The following is a 21,073-nucleotide window of genomic DNA, read 5'->3' on the forward strand; positions in this document are numbered from 1 at the left end:
GGACTTAACTGCTGAGACTAATAACAGAACAACCGCAGATACGAATATAGGGATTGCAACCGGGACTTTGAGAATCGATCTTAATTCTGTTATTGTTTCAACAAAGGGATATTGCATAAATGTCCAAGCATTGACTTCAAGTCCAGCAGATGCGGCAACAGTTTATTTTGGAACTTTACCAAAAGCTCCAACTGTAACAGCAAATATTAGCAAAGTTTATATAAGAAAGGCAGGAACTATTAAAATTGCTGAAATTTATGTCTATTCAGGAACAGCAGGAAGTGCCGAAGCCTGGTCTTTGTATATTCGTTTAAATAACACTACTGATACACTTATACAAACCCGTGGTGTTTCTGCCAATGAGAGAGTTTTCAGTAATACTGGGCTGAGTATTGCCGTTGCTGTTGGAGATTATATTGAAATTAAAGGTATTCAGCCGACTTGGACAACAAATCCTCTTACAACAATTTATGGCGGATACATTTATATAGAATAAAAGGAAATCCGAAAAATCCGTGTCAATCCGTGTCAGGCTTTACTTGCTTTACTTGTTGAAAATGATGTGATAAGATTAGAATATGGGAAGAAAACCAAGACTGCATATTGGCGGCGGGTTGTACCACATAATAGCGCGAGGGAATAACCGCAAAGAAATCTTTAAGGATAAAGACGATTACTCTGCATTTATAGAAAAACTCCAGGGATTAAAAGAAAAAACATCGTTTAAATTGTTCGCATATTGTTTGATGCCGAACCATTTCCACCTACTTATGGAAGTTAAAAGCATAAGTACTTCTATAATCATGCAGAGATTGTTAACCTCCTACGCGAAATATTACAATAAAAAGTACAGGAAAATAGGGCATTTGTTTCAGGGGCGATGCAAATCAATAATTTGTGAGAAGGATAATTATTTATTAGAGTTGGTTAGATATATACATCTGAACCCTTTTAGAGCAAAGCTTGTAAATAAACCGAGTGATTGGATCTGGAGCGGGCACAAAGGATATTTCGAAGAAAATAATAAATTATTAGATATCAAAGAAGTATTGGGAATGTTAAGCACCAATTTCAAGCAAGCAGTAATGAAATATGCTGAGTTCGTAAGAGATGGTAGTCAGATGGGAAAGAGAAAGGATTACTACCCTGAAGAAAAAATGCCGTATGTGGGAAGTGATAGGTTTATTGAGGATTTAACGATTAAACATGAGGATTTAGTAGCAAATAGGCTTCCCGAGGCAAGAATAGATTTAAAATCTTCCTTGAAGGATATATTAGATAAAGTTGTCAGAGAAAACAATATAAAAGCGGATGCCATAGTAAATGGTGTCCGGACCGGTGATGTTACGAAATCAAGAGCATTGTTCATAATGAAGGCAGTTGAAAGCGGTTATAAGGGGAAAGATATAGCAGGTTTTATTAACTGTTCAGAGTGTTACATTACCAAAGTTAAAAACGAGAATAAGTAAAGCAAGTAAAGCCTGACACCATTACCTTAAGAAATTATGCTGTCAATAAGTAGGCGCTGTCCCTACTTAACTACTTAATAGCTTCTTCAAACCTATTCAAACCCTGTTCAATATTTTCCATAGATGTAGCATAAGATAATCTTATGTATCCCGGTGTTCCGAAAGGTTCGCCAGGGACTACGGCAATTTTTGCATTTTCAAGCAGGTATTCAGCAAGTTCTGAATCTGTATTAACTTGTTTGCCCCCGTAGCTTTTCCCTAAAAGCTTTTTAATATTTGGAAAAACATAAAAAGCTCCTTGAGGTTTAAAACATTTTATTCCTTTAATGCTGTTTAGCCGATCAACTATATAATTTCTTCTTTTCTCAAATTCCTGCCTCATTTTTTCTACCGAGTCCTGAGGGCCTTTAAGAGCTTCAACAGTTGCCTTTAATGCAATAGACGTAGGATTTGAAGTAGACTGGCTTTGTATATTTGTCATAGCCGAAATAATCTCTTTTTGGCCTGCCGTATAACCTATGCGCCAGCCTGTCATCGCGTAGGATTTTGATACGCCATTAACAACAATTGTCAATGCCTTAATTTCAGGAGAGACACTTGCAATAGAAGATGTCTGGAAGTTGTTGTATATAAGTTTTTCGTAGATTTCATCTGAAATAACCAGTATTTTATTTTCAACGCATATTTCTCCGATAGCTTTTAATTCTTCTTTTGTATAAGCTCCGCCTGTAGGATTGGAAGGAGAATTAATAATAAGAGCTTTTGTTTTCTTGCCGATAGCTTTTTTTAACTGTTCAGGTGAGATTTTGAATCCCGAAGATTCTTTTGTTTTAATAAATTTTGATTTTGCGCCTGCTAAGGCAACCATATCGGGATAAGAAACCCAGTAAGGTGCAGGGATTAATACTTCATTGCCTTTTTCCAAAATAGACTGAAAAAGGTTATAAAGAGAATGTTTTGCCCCGCAGGAAACTATAATTTCTTCGGGAGTATAATCTAAATTGTTGTCTTTTTTGAATTTATCTATAATTGCTTGTTTTAAATCCGGGGTACCGCCGACAGGACAATATTTTGTAAAACCTTCTGAAATAGCTTTTTGTGCGGCTTCTTTTATGTTAGCGGGGGTATCAAAATCGGGTTCGCCGGCGCCGAAGTTGATTACGTTTACGCCTTGAGCTTTTAAGGCTTTAGCTTTGGAATCAATAGCTAAGGTAGGCGACGGTTTGATGTTTTGCGCTCTTTGTGATAACCACATAGACACTCCAGAATCAGTGGTAAGGGGTAAGCTGTAAGTGGTAAGTTAAAAGCTTTTGCTTAATCCTTACCTCTTAACACTTATCACTTTTACGTTGACTTTTTCAAAAAATTGTTGTATATTATACCTCTTTAAAAAGGAGCAAGTCAATGTATGCGGTAGTTCAAACTGGCGGAAAACAGTATAAAGTTGAAGAAGGTAATAAAATATTAGTTGAAAAACTTCCTGCTAAAACAGGCGAAGAAGTTGTTTTAGACAAAGTACTGCTTATAGGAAGCAAAGATAAAGTAAGCATAGGAAGGCCTGTTGTTGAAGGGGCTAGCGTAGTTGCAAAAGTCCTTGCCCAAAAGCGTGCTCCGAAAATAATTGTTTTCAAGAAAAGGTCAAAAAAAGGTTACAAAAAAACCATTGGGCATAGGCAGTATGTGACCGAATTGGAAATAAAAAAGATAAAAGTATAGAGACAGTAATGAGTGATGAGTAATTAGAAAAAACTTGTAAGTCTGGCTAGACTTAAATGTTTTAACTTATGAACTTGTCAACTCGTGAACTCGTGGACGCAGTAAGGGGAAAATACGATGGCACATGTAAAATCACAAGGTTCATCAACGAACGGCCGCGATTCAGCCGGCCAACGGCTTGGAGTAAAGGTGTTTGGCGAACAAAAAATATCTGCCGGTTCAATTATTGTGCGTCAGCGAGGAACGAAATTTCACCCGGGAAAAAATGTTGGGATGGGTTCCGACCATACAATCTTTGCGAAAATTTCCGGCTTGGTTAAATTTGAAAGAAGATCAGGCGAAAGAAGTTTTATAAGCGTTGTCCCATTAACAGTAAAGTAAAATATCAAAAATTTAAAATTAAATATACGACAAAGGCTTTTTAAATTTTGATTTGCCATTTTGACTTTTGATATTTGATTTTTGATTTAAATAATTTATGTTCATAGATAAAGCTCGTATTTTTGTTACAGCCGGGCGCGGTGGCGCAGGCTGTATTTCTTTTAGAAGGGAAAAATATGTTCCTATGGGCGGCCCTGACGGAGGAAACGGCGGGAAGGGCGGGGATATTTATTTTGAAGCTGACCCGCATCTTACCACGCTTTTGGACTTGGCTTACAAACCGCACCAGAAGGCAAAAGACGGCCTAGCCGGGGGAAGCGCAAATAAGTACGGAAAAGGCGCTGAAGATCTAGTAATAAAGGTTCCAGTCGGGACCGTTGTTTATAAAAATAATGAACTTTTTGCTGACCTGAAAGAAAGCTGGCAAAAAGTTTTAATCGCTAAAGGCGGAAGAGGAGGCAGAGGAAATGCTTCTTTCAAAACCCATAAGCATACTGCTCCGCGCGTAGCAGAAAAAGGCGAGCCCGGCGAAAGCATACAAATTAACCTTGAGCTTATGCTTATTGCCGATGTCGGGATAACCGGGTTTCCTAATGCAGGCAAATCAACTTTTCTTTCCATGGTAAGCGCGGCGCGCCCTAAAATTGCCGATTATCCGTTTACAACTTTAACTCCGAACTTAGGTGTGGCAAGGTTTAACGAAAAAAGTTTTGCTATAGCCGGATTTGACGAATTCTCAAAAAAAATTGGCAGAGTTTAAGAAGCATGTTAAAGGGAAAAAAATATTTCCCATTTCTTGCGCTACCGGCGAAGGAATTAAGGATCTTTTGAAAGAAATAGTAAAAACATTGAACACTCCCGTAAAAGAAGAAGAGATTGTTGCGGAATCCGTAAGAAAATATGTTTATGAGCCTGATTTTATAATTGCTAAAAGAGATGATATTTTTCACATTGAAGGATCTAAAGTAAAGAAACTTGCAGAGATGACTGTTTTTAAAGAAGAGGAAGCGTTGAGAAGGTTCCAAAATATTTTAAAGAAGATGGGTGTTGAAAAAGCTTTAGAAGAAAAAGGAATAGAAGAGGGAGATATTGTAAAAATAGGAAAATTTGAATTTGTGCACAAAAAGTGACAAAACTTTTTATTTAAAATCTTATTATTGACTAGAGCTTATATTTTATTGTAAAATCAAGCGAAGAAGTTATTCGCTTTTCTATTTAAATCGGGTCCGCCTGGTCTGTCTCGCTCCTTTGGAGCGGACAAGAGAGGCGAGACATCGCTCGCCTCGATTCGGCGAAGCGTGCCCATAGAAAATGGGCGTGGAGAAAAATATGCCAAAAAAAGCAAAAAGCAGAGAAGAAAGGATGTTTGATAGGCACGAGGGGGAACTGCCGATAAAGGTTCGCTTCGGAGACTCCAACACATTCAGAAACGAGTCCATGAACAATATAAGTTTAGGCGGAATGTCCTTTAGGTCCAGCATGTATTTTGAACCAGGAACCGAACTAAAAGTTAGAGCTATAACGCTTGAAAATGCTCCTGAAGTTGAAGGAAAGGTTGTTTGGTGCAAAAGAAATAGAAACAGTTATAACGTTGGCGTTGAATTCCATGAACCGGAAGCAAAGTTCGGTATACGCTTACTTGAACAGCTTTTTCATATTGAAAACTATAGGCGTCAGGTTAAGAAAGAAGAAGGCAGAGATTTAACCCGGGAAGAAGCTGCTGCTGAATGGATCAGAAAATACGCCGGTACGCCCTAAACAGTTACCAGTCATCAGTGACCAGTTGCCAGTAAAAGGCTTATAAGATTAGGAAATTAGCCCGCATTGCATAAGACAATGGCGGGTTTTTCTTTGGAATATTTGTCCCGAAGGGACAGCATGTTTTCAACGTGCTGGGCTAACCCCGTACCATTTTTTGAGTGTTCAAAGAAAATATATGCACGATTTCTATCGGCTTCTTATTTAAAGCACTTCATTTTTAAATACTTTTTAATGGTGCGGCACTCCGTGCAGATTTTTTTGTTGAAAAATCTGGGTTGAAAATTCAATGATAAAAATATACAATCAGAACATCTTTTCAAGAGGCGTTTTTATGGCTGAGAAAAATTGTTCAAAAGAAAAAAATAAAAAGAAGTGTAATTGTACTTACGAATCCTGTCCGAGAAAAGGAATTTGCTGCGAGTGTATTGAATACCACTGGTTTAGTTCAAAAGAACTGCCAGCATGCTTTTTTACTAAAGATGCCGAAAAAACTTATGACCGTTCGCTTGAAAATTTCTTAAAAACCTGGAGCAAAAAATAAATAAGGGACATAAAAGTCTTTGTACCTTTGATTGCGATGATTATAAAAGAGATTGCAGTGATTAGTATAATTTATAATCTCTGTAATCCTACTGTTATCTGTGTAATCTGGTTAAAATAATGTATAAAAAGTATTTTTCTTTATGGGTTCCCGTCTTAATATGGTGTTCAGTCATATTTTTCTTTTCAAGTATTCCGAATCTTAAAACGGAATTCGGATTTTGGGATTTAATATTAAGAAAAGCAGCTCATATAACTGAGTACGCAATACTATTTTTGCTTTTAAGAAGAGCCGTAGCCCGCACTTATCCGGATTTGAAAGACATTTCTGTTTATTTTATTTCCGGAATTTTTTCAATTCTTTATGCATTTTCGGACGAGTTTCACCAATATTTTGTTGTTACCAGAGGCCCTTCTTTAGCCGATGTGATGATAGATTCAATCGGCGGTTTGATTGGTTTGGCGGCATACCTCTATTGGAAAAAAGTCAGTTTAGGGAATAACAAATGAAACTTGGAATAGCAGGCCTTCCGAATGTCGGTAAATCCACTTTGTTCAACGCTCTTACAAAGGGTAAAGCGTTAATAGCAAATTATCCTTTTACAACCATTGAGCCCAATGTCGGCATCGTTGCGATTCCGGATAAAAGGCTGGCTTTTTTGGCTGATCTTTTTCAAAAGAAAAAAGTTAATGCGGCTGTTGAGTTTTTTGATATTGCAGGACTGGTTAAAGGCGCGTCAAAGGGGGAAGGGCTGGGAAATAAGTTTTTAGGAAATATTAGAGAGTGCGAGGCAATTGTTGAGGTTGTTAGATGTTTTGAAGACAAAAATGTATCTCACATAATGGGACAGATTGATCCGTTGCGCGATATTGAAATTATAAGCACTGAGCTTATTTTAGCCGATTTGGAAACCATACAAACAAGGCTTGAAAAACTGAATAGAAGCGTGAAATCGGGCGATCATAAAATTTTAGTAGAGGATGAATTCGCAAAAAGGCTAGACAAACATCTTGAATCCGGAAATCCTGCAAGAACTTTTGCGGTTAAGGAAGAGGAAAAGGAATTTTTTAAGGAATATTTTTTATTGACCGCAAAACCAATACTTTACGTATGCAATGTTGATGAAACATTTTTTCCCGCAATGAAGAATAACTTTTTTGATAAAATAACGCAACTTGCAAAAGAAAAAGGCGGAGAAGCAGTTCCGATTAGCGCCAAAATGGAAGATGAGCTTCAGGAACTTAACGAAAGCGATCAGCTTTCTTTTTTGAAGGATTTTGGATTAGAAGAATCAGGGCTTAACAGGTTAATTCATTCAAGTTATTCTCTGCTGAATTTGCTGACTTTTTACACGGTTATTAGAGAAGAATGTCACGCCTGGACTGTTGAAAAAGATACTCATGCTCCTCAGGCTGCAGGAAAAATTCATACTGATTTTGAGAAAGGTTTTATAAAAGCTGAGGTAATGCATTTTGATGATTTTAAAAAACTCGGATCTCATAATGCCGTTAAGGATGCGGGGCTTGTGCATATTGAAGGAAGGGACTATATTGTAAAGGATGGGGATATAATTGAATTTAAATTTCACATTGCAAAGGAATAAAAATGGAATCTTTAAGCGAACTCATTAACAAAAGAAGAAGCATAAGGAAATATCTTGAAAGAGAAGTTGAAAAAGAAAAAATAGAGTCGCTGATAGAGTCTGCGCGCATGGCTCCTTCAGCCTGTAATGCTCAACCCTGGCGTATAGTGGTAGTGAAAGACAAAAAACTTAAAGACGAATTAATCGCCAAAGGACTTGGGGGTTTTGTTGTTCCTAATTCATGGGCAAAAACCGCGCCAGTAATTGTTGTTGTGTGCTCGGATTTAAGTTTTTTTACTCACACTATGGCGGAAAGGGTTCAAGGCGTTCAGTATCATCTGATTGATATAGGAATTTGCATGGAACATATGGCGCTGAAAGCTGTTGAATTGGGCTTGGGTACTTGTTACATAGGCTGGTTTAACGGCAAACAAATTTTAAAAATGTTGAATTTACCTTCAAGCTGGAAAGTTGAGTGTCTTTTAACTTTAGGATATCCTGCAGAAATTCCTGACGCAACTCCGCGGAAACCTCTAAATGAAATATCAATCATAAAATAAATATACCGTTACCACCGCGTAGGTGGTAACGGTTGGTTTGATGAGGGATGAATGAGAAAGGATTTGTTAGTCACTGACCAAATTTACCATGTATTTTCGAGAAGCATTGCAGGTTTTAAGATCTTCAATAGCGAAGCAGATCATTCAAGAATTATTCAGCTATTGCAGTATTATAAGAAAGCGGAGCCAAATATTAGATTTTCAAGATTCAATAAATTAATAAAGAAAAATAAAATTGATTTTCAGCAGTTGCACAGTGAAAAAGAAAATCTCATTGATATCGTAGCTTATTGTATTATGCCGCCGCATTTGCACTTAGTCCTTAAACAAAGGAAAAAAAGCGGAATATCGATTTTTATGAATAATATTTTAAATAGCTATACTAGATTTTTTAATACAAAACATCAAAGAAAGGGACCGCTTTGGGAAAGCAGATTTAAAAATGTATTAGTTGAAACTAATGAATATTTGCTCCATCTTACAAGATATATGCATTTAAATCCTGTAACATCAGGACTTGTTGACGCTGCCGAGCTTTGGGAATCTTCATCTTATAAAGAATATCTCAGCCTAGTTGACAAAGATAATTTAATCTGTAATTTTAGCAATTTAATTGATATAAGCCCTAAAGAGTATAAAATTTTTGTAGAAGAGAGGACCGATTATCAGCGGGAACTTCAAAAAATTAAAAATCTAATGCTGGATTGACCATTACCACCTACGCGGTGGTAACGGTATGTATCCAAATTTCTCTTGCACGCGGACCGTCAAACTCAGCGAAATATATTCCCTGCCAAGTTCCCAGCATCAAACTGCCTTTGTCAATAATTACAGATACTGAAGACCCCATTATGCTTGCTTTTGTATGCGCATCAGAATTTCCCTCGCTGTGCGAGTAGTTCCCTTTTAAAGGAACAATTTTTTCTAAGGCTGACATAATATCGGAGGTAACATCAGGGTCAGCATTTTCATTTATTGTGATCCCCGCAGTTGTATGAGGAACAAAAACAAGGCAAACGCCGTTTTCAATTTTGCTTTTTGAAATTATTGATTGAATTTCTGACGTAATGTCAATAAATTCATTTCTTTTTTTAGTTCTAACCGTTATTTTCTGCATATTTAGGTTTTTTCTTTTAAACTTTTATTAACTTTCAAAACTTTTTAACCTTTAACGATTTTTTCCTATCTAAAGCGGTTTTTTTCCAGGTATTCCGACTTTTCTCGGGAATTCTTTCGGGCTGTTTTTTATTTTTTCAAATACAAGAATACAGTAAGTTAAATCCTGATCCGGGAGATTGTAACAAAAATGTTCAATAAATTCTCCTCCAAGTACATTATAAGCTTTTTCTACGGAGTTTATTCCGTCTTTTCCGAAAGCTGACGATTCAGTCTTGAAAATTAGGCAATGGCCGCCCACCTTTGTTAAAGGCAATGCCATTTCCAGGTTTGGGGAAAACTTTGACAACGCTCTTGAAACAACAAAATCAGATTTTTCGCGATATTTTTTGTCTTGACCTATATTTTCCGCTCTGTCATTTATTATTTCCGTGTCTGAAAGAAGAAGTTTCGCTTTTAAATTCTCCAAAAATGAGCATTTTTTTGTTATTGATTCAATGAGCTTTAAATGCATTTCAGGAATTGCGATTTTTATAGGTATTCCGGGGAATCCTGCTCCGGTACCTATATCAGCCATGTCTAACTTTTGTTTTCTAAATTTAGAAATAATTTTTAAAGCGGCCAAAGAATCGGCAAAATGGCGGAAAATTATTTCTTCGTCATTTTTAAACGACACTAAATTAAATTTCTGGTTCCATATTTTAAGTTCTGAAAGATATATCTTAAATAAGTTTATCTGATTTTCAGAAAGCGAAACGTTGAAATTATTGCAGACAAAGGTTTTAAAAGTGTTCCAAACGTTTTCTTTCATTGTTTATTCTCTATTTATATTTGAGTTTTAAAATTACCATAGTGAATACCAGAACAAAGCTGACAGAGTTTGCTAAAACTACCGGCAGAGATCTAACAAAAAAACCATAGATTATCCATAAAAGAATGCCGAACGAAAGTATGCCGAACATCTCTATTGATACATCGTGGGTTGATTTTGTTTTTATGGTTTTAATAACCTGCGGCAAAAAAGAAAATGAAGTTATAGCTCCCGCAACAAGTCCAAGAATAGTTGGAGTGTCCATTATTCTAATATCTCCTTTACATCAACGGCTTTATAAGTAATTTTCTTGTAATTAAAAGGTATTTCCAAAGCTTTTTCCGGACAAAAAGAAACGCATCTCAGGCAGTACTGGCATTTAAGCATATATTTGGGATATTCGTCCATTTCAATATTTTGCACGGGACAAATTTTAGCGCATATTCCGCATTTGGTGCATTTTTCTTTTATAAGTTTATAAGCGAAATATTTTTGGCCGATTTTTATTTTCCAAGAGGATAATAAAAGCAGTGAAAAGTAATAAAATATGTCAGATAAGACAGGGAATCGATTCCATCGGGATTTTCCGTTAACTAAATCTGAAGCATAAGTTTCTGCTTTTTCTATGCCTTTTTCAACGATTTTATTATTTATAGCATCTTTGTAAACATAGAATATGTTGCTTGGCATTTTAATTCCCTTGGCACCAATGCAAGTATACCCTTTTTTTGTCAGTATTTTCTTGATGTAGCCGAATATTCCGCCGGAAGTTCCTGCAAAAGTATCAACCGCAAATATTTCTGTCCCGTTTGCATTTGGGAGCAATCTTATAAAATCCAGAACAAAAGGGAATGTCGCAAAACCTGCTATTGGAAAAGCAAGACCTATAGTATTTTTCAAATTTATTTTTGAAGGATCGGATTTTTCTATTTTATATAAATTTACGCTTATCCCATTTCTTTCAAAAACTTCTTTCATCTTTTTTGAGACAATAAAAGTGTTTCCTGTCCCTGTAAAATAGTATAGATCAATGTTTTTTTTCATAATGTTTTTCTTTATACTTTAAATATTTTTCTCGTTCAAGAAAAATAAGCAAAACAGCTATATCTGCAGGCGTAACGCCTGGGACCCTTAAAGCCTGTCCTAAAGTTTTTGGCTTTATTTTTGATAGTTTAATGCGGGTTTCGGTAAGAAGACTTGGCACGGACTTATAGTCAAAATTTCCGGGTATGCTTTTTTCTTCCATTTTTTTCATTTTTTCTGCCTGGAACGTTTGGCGTTTTATATATCCCGAATATTTTTTTTCGATCTCTATTTCAAGCTCGATCTGTTTTATTGTCCAGGGAGTAATTTCTTTTTCTTCAGGCAAAATAAGCTTTGAGCTGGCCAGATTTTTGATTATAGCATCCTTATAGATTTCAAATTTATAGAAAAGTTTATCTGAAATAAGGCCTATTTTATGGCCAGAATCCATTAGTCTCAAATCAGCATTATCAAAACGCAAAATAAGACGATATTCAGACCTTGAGGTAAACATTCGGTAAGGTTCGTCCACTCCCTTGGTTGTAAGGTCATCAATTAAAACTCCGATATAAGATTCGTCCCTGGAAAGAACAAAAGATTCCTTTCCTTTTATTTTTAGCCCGGCATTTACTCCGGCCATAAAACCCTGCGCGGCTGCTTCTTCGTAACCCGTAGTCCCGTTTATCTGTCCCGCAAAATAAAGATTTTCAAAAAGTTTTGTTTCAAGCGTATTATACAGCTGGGTTGGGGGACAAAAATCGTACTCAATTGCATAACCGTAACGCATTATTTTTGCGTTTTCAAGCCCGCTTATGGAGTGGACTATGTTTTCCTGAATGTCATCGGGGAGGCTTGTAGATATTCCGTTAGCGTAATATTCGTTAGTATTGTATCCTTCGGGCTCAAGAAAAACCTGGTGGCGGCCCCGTTCAGAAAATCTTACAACCTTGTCCTCTATTGAAGGGCAATATCTCGGCCCGATGCTTTTGATTACCCCAGTATAAAGAGGTGAACGGTCAAGCCCTTTTCGTACAAATTCATGAGTTTTTTCGTTTGTATATGTAAGCCAGCAGGGCAGCTGTATTTTTTCTTTCTGGAATGCAATTATATCGGTGAAATGAGAAAAAGGTATCGGGGGCTGGTCGCCCGGTTGTTCCGACATTTTTGAAAAATCTATTGTTTTTCCGTTTATCCTGGGCGGAGTTCCGGTCTTTAATCTTTTTATCTCAAAACCAAGTTTAGAAAGAGAATCGGAAAGATAATTTGAAGGAGCCTCTCCGAACCGCCCGCCTTCAAAATGCGTTAAACCTAAATGAATTAGGCCTTTTAAAAATGTTCCGGTTGTAAGTATTACTGCATCAGAAATAATTTTAATTCCTGATTTTGTTTCAATCCCGGCAATTTTATTATTTTCAAGTATAATGCTTTTAGCTTCATCTTGAATGATATCAAGATTTTCTTGTTTTTCAAGAGATTCCTTCATCAAAAGGTGATAAAGATTTTTGTCGCACTGGGCGCGTGGGGACCATACCGCAGGGCCCCTGGATTTATTCAGCATCCTGAACTGAATGCCGGCGATATCCGTAATTTTTCCCATTTCGCCGCCAAGCGCATCAATATCCCTAACAATTTGGCCTTTTGCAATTCCTCCTATGGCAGGATTGCACGACATCCTTGCAATTGCATCCAGCTGCATAGTTATTATTAGGGTCTTTAAGCCCATTCTAGCGCAGGCAAGAGATGCTTCGCACCCTGCGTGTCCTGCTCCGATAACTATTACATTGTATTTATTCATAACTTTTTTAAATGAAATGATTCGGTATTAAGGTAAGTCATTTAGGTTCTTTTGCAAATTATATCAAATACGGATTACTAAAAGTTTCCTTAAAATAAAAAACGGCCAGATTGGGGGGAATCTGGCCGGTAAAGTTATTCTATAAAAATATTATTTTATTTTCAACAATTATATCATAGATATTTTTTTCTTTAAAGCAGAAAGCTGATTTAAAAGCTCATCAGGGACAGAGTTTCCGAAAGTAGAATAGAATTTTTCTATTTCTTCTATCTCCTTTGTCCAGTCGTCTTTTTTTAATTCAAATAAACCTGAAAATTTAGCGTCGTCAAAGTTAAGCCCTGAAAGATCAAGATCTTTTTTCTTGGGGATGAAGCCGAGAGCATTTTGATCAGGCTGGACTTTATCTTCAATCCTATCTATCATCCATTTGATTACGCGCGAATTATCGCGGAAACCGGGCCAAATAAATTTTCCGGCATCGTCTTTCCTGAACCAGTTTACCATAAATATTTTTGGGAGCCTTTTAACCTTTTTCTTAAAGCTTAACCAGTGGCTGAAATATTTTCCCATATTATAGCCGCAGAAGGGAAGCATGGCCATTGGGTCGCGTCTTACAACCCCGACTTGATGGAGAGCGGCTGAAGTTGTTTCCGAGCCCATTATTGAAGCCGAGAAAACTCCGTGTTCCCAGGAAAGGCTTTCATATACTAAAGGCATAGTGGATTTTCTTCTGCCGCCAAAAATTATTCCGGAAATCGGAACGCCCAAAGGGTTGTCGTATTCTTTTGAAAGCACGGGACAATTATATATTGAAGTAGTGAAACGGGAGTTTGGGTGCGCCGCGGGTTTATCTGAAGCGGGGTCAAATTTGTTTCCCTGCCAGTCTATAAGATTTTTTGGTTTTTCTTCACTAAGACCTTCCCACCAGGGCGAATTAGTATCCAAATCAAGCGCGGTATTTGTAAATAATGTCGGATAAAACTTATTATTTTTTAAGGTCTGAATCATAATTGGATTAGTGCTGTTGGATGTTCCCGGAGCCACGCCGAAAAAGCCGGATTCAGGATTTATCGCATAAAGGCGGCCGTCTTTTCCTACATTTATCCATGCTATATCGTCGCCGATTGTCCAGACCTTATATCCTTTAAGAACCGGATCAAGCATTGCTAAATTTGTTTTTCCGCAGGCAGAAGGCAAGGCGGCGAGAAGATAAGTAATTTTTTTGTCCGGAGATTCCACTCCGATAATTATCATATGTTCGGCTAGCCATCCTTCCCGTTGGCCCATCGCCGAGGCGATTCTTAAAGAAAAACACTTTTTGCCCAAAAGAGCGTTTCCGCCGTAACCTGAACCGACGCTCAATACCAGATTTTCTTCAGGAAAATGCATTATCCATCGCCTTTCGGGATTTAAGTCGCCGATAGAATGCAGCCCTTTAACAAAAGAATCCGAATCGCCGATTTTTTTTATTACTGTTTCTCCGACGCGCGTCATTATTCGCATACTCACCGCTACATAGACCGAGTCTGTGAGCTGTATACAAGGTTTGGCGTACGGGGAATCGGGATGGCCTAAAAAGTAAGGAATAACATACATCGTTCTTCCTTTCATGCAGCCGTCAAATAAGGGTTTTAATTTTGATTTTGCCTCATTAGGATCAAGCCAGTTGTTGTTTGGTCCGGCATCTTCCTTTTTGTGAGTGCAGACCACCGTAAGATGTTCTGTCCTTGCCACATCGGTTGGGTGGGAACGGTGCAAGTAAGAATTAGGAAATATTTTGTGGTTTAATTCAAAAAAAGTAAAATTTCCTGCGATTTTTTCTTTTGTCAGTCCTATCTGAATCAGACTCCTGGCCTCTTCTTCAGAACCGTTCATCCAATATATTTTGTCCGGTTTTGTTATTTCTGCTTGTTCTTGTACCCAGCTCTTAAGATATGCTGTCATTTGATTTTCCTTTCTATTTGAATTATTTACTCCAGACGATTTTTTCTGATTTTTCTAGGACTGCTTTTTTGGTGGGATAGATGTTTGAAACAATTTCTTGGGGTTCAAACCATAGCTTTATCTCTCTTTCGGCTTCGGCAGAATCAGAAGAACAATGGATGACATTTTCATAAATCCCTTTTGTAGTAATTCTTCCGTATGCTCCGCGTATAGTAACAGGATCTGCTTCTTCCGGATTAGTTGATCCGGCGATATCTCTAAGTTTTTTTATAGCGTCTTCTCCCTGGTAAACAAAAGCAAGAACCCTTTGGTATTGCTCGCCATGAAGCTTGCCTTGAATATATTTTACAAGTTCCTCAAAAAAAGGTTTGTCTTTTAGCTGTTTATAATGTTCCCGGGCAAGCTCATCCGTAACCTTTACAACCTTTGCGCCGATTATGACAAGCTTGGCTTCCGACAACTTAGTTAAAATATTGCCGGTAAGAGATTTTTTTAATCCATCGGGTTTTATCAATATAAGCAGCTGTTCAATAGCCATTTTTTAAATCCCTTTATATAAGGGTAATGAATTATAATAAAGATTAAGTTTGTTGTCAATATTTCTTTACCCTGCAGAAAAACAAAATATTATAATAATCTAAAATCTTGAAAATAGTATTTAACCTCGTTAAAGAATTCAACCAGACTTTAGATTTTCAGCGGGGTTTACAACTCTGAATAATTAATTGTATAATAGTCGGGCAGTAGAAAAGTTTTATTTTAGGGATTAGGGAGAATTATGAAAAAGATTGGAATTATCTATAATTTTCAAAAAGAAAGAGCCAGAGAAGAGATGGTTTTGATTAAGAATTGGCTTTTAAAGAAAAATTTCAAGGTAACCGTTTTGCCGTCTTCTAGCAAAAGACTTCCGCCGGTGGATCTTGCTGTTTCGCTTGGGGGGGACGGTACGATGCTTAAAGCCAGCGCTCTTTTGGCAAACGCTCAGATCCCTGTTTTGGGGATAAATATGGGATCGCTGGGATTTTTGGCTGAAACCAATCCTGAAGAATCGTATGATTTCTTGGAAAAAATTCTAAAAGGAAAATTTGAAATAGAAAAAAGGATGATGCTTGAAGTTAAGATTTATTCCAATAGTAAAATTACGAAAAATTATGCTTTGAATGAATGTATGATCCATTCCGGGAACAACGGGCGTGTTATAACAGTTTCAGCTGCAATAAATAAGGAGTTTCTTGCGGACTTTATCGGTGACGGACTAATAATTTCTACACCCACAGGATCAACAGCTTACTCGCTCGCGGCTTCAGGGCCTATTGTTTATCCGAATTTGTCCGTTTTTGTTATTACGCCGATATGCCCTCATACCCTGGCGCAAAGGCCTATGATTGTTCCTACAAAAGATGTGACTATTGAACTAAAGGTTTCCTCAAAAAATATCAAAGAAAGGCCCTCGGTTGTAATTGACGGCCAGACGGATTATTTTCTTGAAAAAGGAAACTTCGTAAATGTTTCAGTTTCGGCGAAACCTTTACTTTTGATAATTAATCCTAATAGGAAATATTTGCAGGTCTTGCGGGCTAAATTGAAATGGGGCGAACGAGGATAACGACAGTAGGTCCCGCCAATGCGGGACTCCATTTAAAATAATCAAGGGAGTCGTAGGGATTAGCGTAGCCCTGAGCGAAGTCGAAGGGTAGGTAATAGGTGACCCGAAGGGTCATTGCGAGGAATCCTTCGTTTTCACTCAGGATGACGAAGCAATCTGATAGGAAAGGTCAGGAAAATGCTTTTGAATTTAACCATAAAAAATTATGCATTGATAGAAGATCTGAGTCTTGAATTTTCCGAAGGCCTTAATATCTTTACAGGTGAAACTGGCGCGGGAAAATCGGTTATTATTGAATCCCTTAAACTTCTTTTGGGGGAAAGAGCCTCGCAGGAATTGATAAGAAAGGGAGCGAATAGCTGTCAGATTTTTGCTGAATTTGATTACCCGTCACTTAGCAAAGAAATAAAAAAATATCTTAAAGATTGCGCTCTTGATTTGTCAAATGAAGATACGCTTTTTCTGCGCAGAGAAATTGATATTTCGGGCAAAAGCCGTTCTTTTGTTAATGACATTCCGGTAAGCTTGAAGACTCTTTCTTCAATAGGAGATTACCTCGTTGATGTTCACGGCCAGCATGAACATCAGAGTCTGTTTTCCAACTTATCTCAAAGATCGATTCTAGATAATTTCGGTGATATTGAAAAACTGCTGGCAGAGATTGGGGAAAATTACTCCAAATGGAAAGAATTGTTGAGCGAAAGACAGGCTCAGGCAATGTCCGAGCAGGAAAAGCAAAGGCTTATTGATATTTATGGTTTTCAAGTCAAAGAAATTGACAACGCTTCTTTAGCTTCCGATGAAGACGAGGATCTGGAGCTAAAACTTCCTCAGCTGAAAAATGCTGAAAAATTAAAAAATCTTTCCGAAGAATCTTACCAAATGCTGTATGAAGCCGAAGGCTCGGTTATTGAAAAGCTTAGTAAAATACAAAAAATTCTTGGAAACATTAATTCTTTAAGCGGAAATCTTTCTTCAGTTGAAGATAACCTGAACAGCGCATCTGCTCAAATTGAAGAAGCTGCCAAAGAAATAGAAAATTTCAAAGAAAAACTGGACATAGACCCTCAGTCTCTAGAAAAACTTCTTGAACGGCAAGATCTCATAAAGAATTTAAAGAAGAAGTACGGTTCTTCTATAAAGGAAATACTTGCTTTCCGCGAAAAAACCGCAAAAGAGTTAGATGTTCTTTTAAAAATGGACCAAAATCGCCAGGAGATTGAAAAAGAGATAGAAAAAACTCAAAAAAAACTTTTTGCGTCTTGCGCTAAACTTACTGAAGAAAGAAAAGAACTGGCCGAAAAGTTGTCTGAAAATGTTGAAAAAGAGTTAAGCGATCTAGGGATGAAGAAAACGCGGTTTAAAATTTCAATAGAAAAACTTCCCGAACCTTCTCCTGAGGGATGGGACAGGGTGGATTTTATGTTCCAGGCTAATCCGGGAGAAGATCTGAAATCCTTAAAGAATATTGCATCCGGCGGCGAAATATCACGTGTAATGCTGGCCGTAAAAACTGTTCTTGCTAAGGCCGATAAGATACCGGTATTAATATTTGACGAAATAGATACAGGTATCGGCGGCCCTATGGGGCAGACTATAGGAAAGAAGTTAAACGATCTTTCATCTCATCACCAGATTATCTGCATTACCCATCTCCCCCAAATCGCAGCGTTCGGCAGACAAAATATCCAGGTTACTAAAGAGATTTCTCAAAATTCTACCCGTATAATGACTCGCATTCTTTCAGGGCCTGAAAGAATTGAAGAAATAGCAAGAATGCTTTCAGGGGAAAGTGTAACAGCTTCCGCGCGAAAACATGCCCAAGAACTTATATCAAACGCTCAAGTATAAAATTCTTTTATCCGCCTTCGCACCGTCCGCCAATGGCGGAGGCAGGGAAAACTCCTAATTTCTTTTAGGAGATGCTCGCCAATTGGCGAAGTCTCGCCTATGGCGGAAATGCGAAGAAGGAACCCCTGCTTAGTTTTGCTTCCCTACAGTTTTCTTCGAAAACTAATCGCAGGGACAAGTAGCAAAACTAGGGGGTAAGCTTCGGCGCCGCGCCTGCCGGCGGGCAGGGATTTCGCCCGCCTAGCATCGAGGCTGGCAGCGAGGCGAGCCGAAGAAACCAAAGATACTATGGTCGTAAGACCGTAGAGCTTCATATAAAAGGCAGCATAAGAATAGTTTGACAGCCTTGCCAATCTTATATATAATAGATATATAAGTAAAGATAACCATGAAACAGGAGATGACAATGGAAGAAAAAAAATTATTTGACAAGGAAGCATTTGTAAACAGTATCCTAATTTCAAAACTTACCAAAAACAGTCTTGAAGAACTCAGGTTTTCGCTTTTAAAAAATAATCTCATTGATGTAAGGATTCATTTCTATTTTCCGGGCCTTAGCGAACCAAAACCGACAAAAAAAGGGATATGGCTTTCATTTGACCAAGTGAAAAACATTCTTCAAGTCTTTGAAAAGTTCGTAAAAAATGAAATAAGCGATTTAGATTTTGAAATGGAAAGATCGGAAAAAGAAAAAATCAAAGTATATACCGGAAAATTCAAAGGGAAGAAAATAGCCCATATTCGCCTTTTTTATCTCAAAAAAGACGAGTTTAATCCAGGCAAAGGGGTTTCATTCCCGATTTCGCTGATTAACGAAGTGACCGAATCTTTCAAAAAGGTTATGGAATATAACAAATAAGAAAGAAGCGTTCTTTTATGAATATAAGGTTTAATCCGTGTGCTTTGTTTGTTATAACTGCTCTTTTTATTGGATGTGCAAGCCCATCTAAATTTGTTAAAGGTTTTCTAGGAATATCAGTTGAAAACCTAAGGAATCAAAAAGAAGGAAGATTTTCCACGGCTTTAGAGATTCCTTACAACGAGTGTTATGCAAAGGCGCTTTTAGTGCTTAAAGACATGAAAGTTGAGGTATTTGTTGAAGACAAAAAAAATCGTTGCATTGGGGCAAGCAAATTTGACGGCGTATTTCCTTATTGTCTCAGCGCAACTGAAGTCGGGGTTTTTTTTGAATATAAAGATGAGCTTTCAACAAGGATTGATGTGGTTTCAAAAAACCATAGGTTGGCAGAATTTGTTTTAGATAAAATTCAATCAAAGTTTAATGCTAAGGCAGGTTAAGAGTAGGACAGGTTAAGCTTTAGAGAACAAAAGGCCGAGAGCAAAACATATTTAATTTAAGAAAAGGATTTTTCCTCAATCTTAATCTCAACCTCAACCTGTTTTTATCTCAACCTGCAACTAATTAAGGAGGCAGAAATGAGCGACAGGCTTTATTTGAAAGGCGATGCTGTACGATTCGGCTGGGAAAAAGTAAAAGCCAGGCTTTTATTTTTTGTTCTTATTTCGTTGACTGTTATTTTTGTTAATGTTTTACCCCAAATATCTGATCAGCTGTGGGGGCCGAGCCTTATTTTAGGGATAGTATTTTTTCTTATTAAGACCTTCATAGACATAGGTATGACAAAAGTTTCCTTGAATTTTGTTGGCGACATTAAAACAGAATACTCGGTTTTATTTTCCGGCATGCCTTATTACCTAAGATACTTAGGCACGGTAATAGTTTTTATGGTGTTGACTCTTATTGGATTTATCCTGCTTATTATACCGGGCATCATAGTCGGCGTAAGGTTAATGTTTTTTGGCCCTTTAGTAATTGATAAGGGGCTTGCTCCCATAGAAGCTTTAAAAAGAAGTTTTGAAATTACAAAAGGGAAATTTTGGGACTTATTATTATTGTCGCTGATTATTTTTGGTATAAATATTTTAGGCATCCTTTGTTTAGGAGTAGGCCTTTTAGTGACTTTACCGTTGACTTCAATAGCTATAATTTATGTTTACAGAAAACTTGAAGGGAAATAAAGAAACTGAATAGTTTTTAAATGTTTTACTAAAGTCCAGAGCAAAAATAAAATTTAAATTTTAAAATTGTTCTGGACTTTTTTATTGATTATGATGAAAAAGATTTTTCTGATAAAGACAATATTTTTAACATTTATTTTAATTTTAGGCTGTAATATTAAGCCTGACAAGGCTGTTCTAAGTGAATGGAAAGAATTGGAAACCAGTGTGAGGGATCAAAAGATTATTAAAAAAAATGCCGAACTAAAATTGAAGTCTTTGCTTAAAAAGTTTTCTTCTTTTGAAAATCTGGGATTTAGAGAAATTGAATGGGCCTTTCCTGTTTTGGACAAAGATCAAAATTTGTCCAAAGAAAAATTCAGTCCAGATATTGAATACGGGCCGTATGGAGTGAAAGGATACGATTTTTTTGACGGTAACAGGCATGGCGGCCATCCCGCATATGACATTTTTGTTCCTGACAATAATCTAGATTCAATTAACGATAAAACAGGAAAATATTCTTCGGTAGCAGCTGTAACTGATATGCTTGTGCTGTCTTTAAATAATGATTGGAAGCCGGGCAGTAACTTAAGGGGAGGAAACTACATCTGGCTTATAAATCCGAAAGAAAAAAAGTTGTTTTACTATGCTCACCTAAATGAAATATTTGTAAAGGAAGGAGAATTTATAAAAGGTGGGCAGGTTCTGGGTAATATCGGAAGGACAGGTTTTCTTGCCTATAAAAAAAGCTCGCCTACGCATCTCCATCTCATGGTTTTAGATTACAAAAACGGAAATTTAAAACCATTTGATTATTCTGAAAAATATCAGAAAAAAGAAAATAGTAAACCCCGTTAGAAAAGGGAGTTTTCCAAAGAATGAAGATGGCGGCTTT

25 protein-coding genes and 1 pseudogene are annotated in these 21,073 nt (G+C 37.1%); 18 read left to right on the plus strand and 8 right to left on the minus strand.

From position 1 onward, the window contains the following. Together NT145_08070 and NT145_08075 are read left to right on the plus strand one after the other, a co-directional pair. The coding region (locus tag NT145_08070) for a hypothetical protein (GenBank protein ID MCX5782635.1) at window positions 1-496 on the plus strand (496 nt) is incomplete at its 5' end. A gap of 82 nt (window positions 497-578) precedes the next feature. Then, entirely contained in the window at window positions 579-1,469 is an 891-nt protein-coding gene (locus NT145_08075) for a transposase (protein MCX5782636.1), read from the plus strand. A 70-nt stretch (window positions 1,470-1,539) separates the two neighbouring features. Here the strand turns inward: NT145_08075 and NT145_08080 are convergent, their stop codons facing one another. Next, window positions 1,540-2,724 (minus strand): pyridoxal phosphate-dependent aminotransferase, encoded by a 1,185-nt coding sequence (locus tag NT145_08080; protein ID MCX5782637.1) that lies wholly within the window; start codon window positions 2,722-2,724, stop codon window positions 1,540-1,542. 149 nt (window positions 2,725-2,873) lie between these two features. Here NT145_08080 and rplU point away from each other — a divergent pair, with 149 nt between their 5' ends. From rplU to NT145_08130, 10 genes and pseudogenes are all read left to right on the plus strand, one after another. Then, complete coding sequence (gene rplU / locus NT145_08085; GenBank protein MCX5782638.1) at window positions 2,874-3,185, plus strand: 50S ribosomal protein L21; 312 nt, start codon at window positions 2,874-2,876, stop codon at window positions 3,183-3,185. Between the two features lie 117 nt (window positions 3,186-3,302). Beyond that, the gene (rpmA, locus tag NT145_08090; GenBank protein ID MCX5782639.1) at window positions 3,303-3,566 is read left to right on the plus strand and encodes a 50S ribosomal protein L27; all 264 of its coding nucleotides are present in this window, start codon (window positions 3,303-3,305) and stop codon (window positions 3,564-3,566) included. 97 nt (window positions 3,567-3,663) lie between these two features. Beyond that, window positions 3,664-4,266 (plus strand): annotated as a pseudogene (gene obgE, locus NT145_08095) (GTPase ObgE). A gap of 127 nt (window positions 4,267-4,393) precedes the next feature. Continuing rightward, window positions 4,394-4,696, plus strand: coding sequence for an Obg family GTPase CgtA (gene cgtA / locus NT145_08100; protein MCX5782640.1), 303 nt, complete (start codon window positions 4,394-4,396; stop codon window positions 4,694-4,696). A gap of 199 nt (window positions 4,697-4,895) precedes the next feature. Continuing rightward, complete coding sequence (locus NT145_08105; protein MCX5782641.1) at window positions 4,896-5,324, plus strand: PilZ domain-containing protein; 429 nt, start codon at window positions 4,896-4,898, stop codon at window positions 5,322-5,324. Between the two features lie 334 nt (window positions 5,325-5,658). Beyond that, entirely contained in the window at window positions 5,659-5,868 is a 210-nt protein-coding gene (locus NT145_08110; protein ID MCX5782642.1) for a DUF6485 family protein, read from the plus strand. A 119-nt stretch (window positions 5,869-5,987) separates the two neighbouring features. Then, window positions 5,988-6,377 (plus strand): VanZ family protein, encoded by a 390-nt coding sequence (locus NT145_08115; protein MCX5782643.1) that lies wholly within the window; start codon window positions 5,988-5,990, stop codon window positions 6,375-6,377. Beyond that, window positions 6,374-7,471, plus strand: coding sequence for a redox-regulated ATPase YchF (gene ychF / locus NT145_08120; GenBank protein ID MCX5782644.1), 1,098 nt, complete (start codon window positions 6,374-6,376; stop codon window positions 7,469-7,471). The genes NT145_08115 and ychF overlap by 4 nt, the downstream gene beginning before the upstream one ends. Window positions 7,472-7,473: 2 nt before the next feature. Then, window positions 7,474-8,010, plus strand: coding sequence for a nitroreductase family protein (locus NT145_08125; GenBank protein ID MCX5782645.1), 537 nt, complete (start codon window positions 7,474-7,476; stop codon window positions 8,008-8,010). A 51-nt stretch (window positions 8,011-8,061) separates the two neighbouring features. Then, window positions 8,062-8,718, plus strand: coding sequence for a transposase (locus NT145_08130; GenBank protein ID MCX5782646.1), 657 nt, complete (start codon window positions 8,062-8,064; stop codon window positions 8,716-8,718). Window positions 8,719-8,728: 10 nt separating this feature from the next. Here the strand turns inward: NT145_08130 and NT145_08135 are convergent, their stop codons facing one another. From NT145_08135 to NT145_08165, 7 genes are all read right to left on the minus strand, one after another. Next, the gene (locus tag NT145_08135; protein ID MCX5782647.1) at window positions 8,729-9,127 is read right to left on the minus strand and encodes a secondary thiamine-phosphate synthase enzyme YjbQ; all 399 of its coding nucleotides are present in this window, start codon (window positions 9,125-9,127) and stop codon (window positions 8,729-8,731) included. A 69-nt stretch (window positions 9,128-9,196) separates the two neighbouring features. Beyond that, complete coding sequence (gene rsmG / locus NT145_08140; protein ID MCX5782648.1) at window positions 9,197-9,937, minus strand: 16S rRNA (guanine(527)-N(7))-methyltransferase RsmG; 741 nt, start codon at window positions 9,935-9,937, stop codon at window positions 9,197-9,199. A gap of 10 nt (window positions 9,938-9,947) precedes the next feature. Continuing rightward, window positions 9,948-10,202, minus strand: coding sequence for a SemiSWEET transporter (locus NT145_08145; protein ID MCX5782649.1), 255 nt, complete (start codon window positions 10,200-10,202; stop codon window positions 9,948-9,950). After that, a complete protein-coding gene (locus NT145_08150; protein ID MCX5782650.1) occupies window positions 10,202-10,981 on the minus strand; it encodes an EFR1 family ferrodoxin in 780 nt (259 codons plus the stop codon). The genes NT145_08145 and NT145_08150 overlap by 1 nt, the downstream gene beginning before the upstream one ends. Then, on the minus strand, window positions 10,965-12,755 hold the full coding sequence (mnmG, locus tag NT145_08155; GenBank protein ID MCX5782651.1) for a tRNA uridine-5-carboxymethylaminomethyl(34) synthesis enzyme MnmG: 1,791 nt from the start codon (window positions 12,753-12,755) through the stop codon (window positions 10,965-10,967). Before mnmG ends, NT145_08150 begins: the two co-directional genes overlap by 17 nt. Window positions 12,756-12,923: 168 nt before the next feature. After that, window positions 12,924-14,699 (minus strand): phosphoenolpyruvate carboxykinase (GTP), encoded by a 1,776-nt coding sequence (locus NT145_08160; GenBank protein ID MCX5782652.1) that lies wholly within the window; start codon window positions 14,697-14,699, stop codon window positions 12,924-12,926. Window positions 14,700-14,721: 22 nt separating this feature from the next. Next, window positions 14,722-15,237, minus strand: coding sequence for a nucleoside-diphosphate kinase (locus tag NT145_08165; GenBank protein ID MCX5782653.1), 516 nt, complete (start codon window positions 15,235-15,237; stop codon window positions 14,722-14,724). A gap of 240 nt (window positions 15,238-15,477) precedes the next feature. Between NT145_08165 and NT145_08170 the strand changes: the two genes are divergently transcribed. From NT145_08170 to NT145_08195, 6 genes are all read left to right on the plus strand, one after another. After that, window positions 15,478-16,305, plus strand: a complete 828-nt coding sequence (locus tag NT145_08170) for an NAD(+)/NADH kinase (GenBank protein ID MCX5782654.1) — start codon at window positions 15,478-15,480, stop codon at window positions 16,303-16,305. A 177-nt stretch (window positions 16,306-16,482) separates the two neighbouring features. Beyond that, window positions 16,483-18,156 carry a DNA repair protein RecN gene (gene recN, locus NT145_08175; protein MCX5782655.1) on the plus strand — a complete coding sequence of 558 codons (1,674 nt, stop codon included), beginning with the start codon at window positions 16,483-16,485 and terminating at the stop codon, window positions 18,154-18,156. 406 nt (window positions 18,157-18,562) lie between these two features. Beyond that, entirely contained in the window at window positions 18,563-19,015 is a 453-nt protein-coding gene (locus NT145_08180) for a PC4/YdbC family ssDNA-binding protein (protein MCX5782656.1), read from the plus strand. Between the two features lie 17 nt (window positions 19,016-19,032). Further along, window positions 19,033-19,455, plus strand: a complete 423-nt coding sequence (locus tag NT145_08185; protein ID MCX5782657.1) for a hypothetical protein — start codon at window positions 19,033-19,035, stop codon at window positions 19,453-19,455. 138 nt (window positions 19,456-19,593) lie between these two features. After that, a complete protein-coding gene (locus tag NT145_08190; GenBank protein MCX5782658.1) occupies window positions 19,594-20,196 on the plus strand; it encodes a DUF975 family protein in 603 nt (200 codons plus the stop codon). Window positions 20,197-20,286: 90 nt separating this feature from the next. Beyond that, window positions 20,287-21,036, plus strand: a complete 750-nt coding sequence (locus NT145_08195; GenBank protein MCX5782659.1) for a M23 family metallopeptidase — start codon at window positions 20,287-20,289, stop codon at window positions 21,034-21,036. The last annotated feature ends 37 nt before the right edge of the window (window positions 21,037-21,073 follow it).

This window comes from Elusimicrobiota bacterium (assembly GCA_026388075.1).
In the GTDB taxonomy this organism is placed as follows: Bacteria; Elusimicrobiota; Endomicrobiia; order Endomicrobiales; family JAPLKN01; genus JAPLKN01.

Excerpts from the sequence above, each read along its gene's own strand:
- NT145_08170 (MCX5782654.1), top strand. The coding sequence starts at position 15,478 with ATGAAAAAGATTGGAATTATCTATAATTTTCAAAAAGAAAGAGCCAGA.
- NT145_08190 (MCX5782658.1), top strand. The coding sequence starts at position 19,594 with ATGAGCGACAGGCTTTATTTGAAAGGCGATGCTGTACGATTCGGCTGG.
- rplU (MCX5782638.1), top strand. The coding sequence starts at position 2,874 with ATGTATGCGGTAGTTCAAACTGGCGGAAAACAGTATAAAGTTGAAGAA.
- NT145_08130 (MCX5782646.1), top strand. The coding sequence starts at position 8,062 with ATGAGAAAGGATTTGTTAGTCACTGACCAAATTTACCATGTATTTTCG.
- NT145_08180 (MCX5782656.1), top strand. The coding sequence starts at position 18,563 with ATGGAAGAAAAAAAATTATTTGACAAGGAAGCATTTGTAAACAGTATC.
- NT145_08195 (MCX5782659.1), top strand. The coding sequence starts at position 20,287 with ATGATGAAAAAGATTTTTCTGATAAAGACAATATTTTTAACATTTATT.
- NT145_08150 (MCX5782650.1), bottom strand. The coding sequence starts at position 10,981 with ATGAAAAAAAACATTGATCTATACTATTTTACAGGGACAGGAAACACT.
- NT145_08105 (MCX5782641.1), top strand. The coding sequence starts at position 4,896 with ATGCCAAAAAAAGCAAAAAGCAGAGAAGAAAGGATGTTTGATAGGCAC.
- ychF (MCX5782644.1), top strand. The coding sequence starts at position 6,374 with ATGAAACTTGGAATAGCAGGCCTTCCGAATGTCGGTAAATCCACTTTG.
- NT145_08075 (MCX5782636.1), top strand. The coding sequence starts at position 579 with ATGGGAAGAAAACCAAGACTGCATATTGGCGGCGGGTTGTACCACATA.
- NT145_08115 (MCX5782643.1), top strand. The coding sequence starts at position 5,988 with ATGTATAAAAAGTATTTTTCTTTATGGGTTCCCGTCTTAATATGGTGT.
- rpmA (MCX5782639.1), top strand. The coding sequence starts at position 3,303 with ATGGCACATGTAAAATCACAAGGTTCATCAACGAACGGCCGCGATTCA.
- rsmG (MCX5782648.1), bottom strand. The coding sequence starts at position 9,937 with ATGAAAGAAAACGTTTGGAACACTTTTAAAACCTTTGTCTGCAATAAT.
- recN (MCX5782655.1), top strand. The coding sequence starts at position 16,483 with ATGCTTTTGAATTTAACCATAAAAAATTATGCATTGATAGAAGATCTG.
- NT145_08165 (MCX5782653.1), bottom strand. The coding sequence starts at position 15,237 with ATGGCTATTGAACAGCTGCTTATATTGATAAAACCCGATGGATTAAAA.
- NT145_08080 (MCX5782637.1), bottom strand. The coding sequence starts at position 2,724 with ATGTGGTTATCACAAAGAGCGCAAAACATCAAACCGTCGCCTACCTTA.
- NT145_08110 (MCX5782642.1), top strand. The coding sequence starts at position 5,659 with ATGGCTGAGAAAAATTGTTCAAAAGAAAAAAATAAAAAGAAGTGTAAT.
- NT145_08135 (MCX5782647.1), bottom strand. The coding sequence starts at position 9,127 with ATGCAGAAAATAACGGTTAGAACTAAAAAAAGAAATGAATTTATTGAC.
- mnmG (MCX5782651.1), bottom strand. The coding sequence starts at position 12,755 with ATGAATAAATACAATGTAATAGTTATCGGAGCAGGACACGCAGGGTGC.
- NT145_08160 (MCX5782652.1), bottom strand. The coding sequence starts at position 14,699 with ATGACAGCATATCTTAAGAGCTGGGTACAAGAACAAGCAGAAATAACA.
- NT145_08145 (MCX5782649.1), bottom strand. The coding sequence starts at position 10,202 with ATGGACACTCCAACTATTCTTGGACTTGTTGCGGGAGCTATAACTTCA.
- NT145_08125 (MCX5782645.1), top strand. The coding sequence starts at position 7,474 with ATGGAATCTTTAAGCGAACTCATTAACAAAAGAAGAAGCATAAGGAAA.
- NT145_08185 (MCX5782657.1), top strand. The coding sequence starts at position 19,033 with ATGAATATAAGGTTTAATCCGTGTGCTTTGTTTGTTATAACTGCTCTT.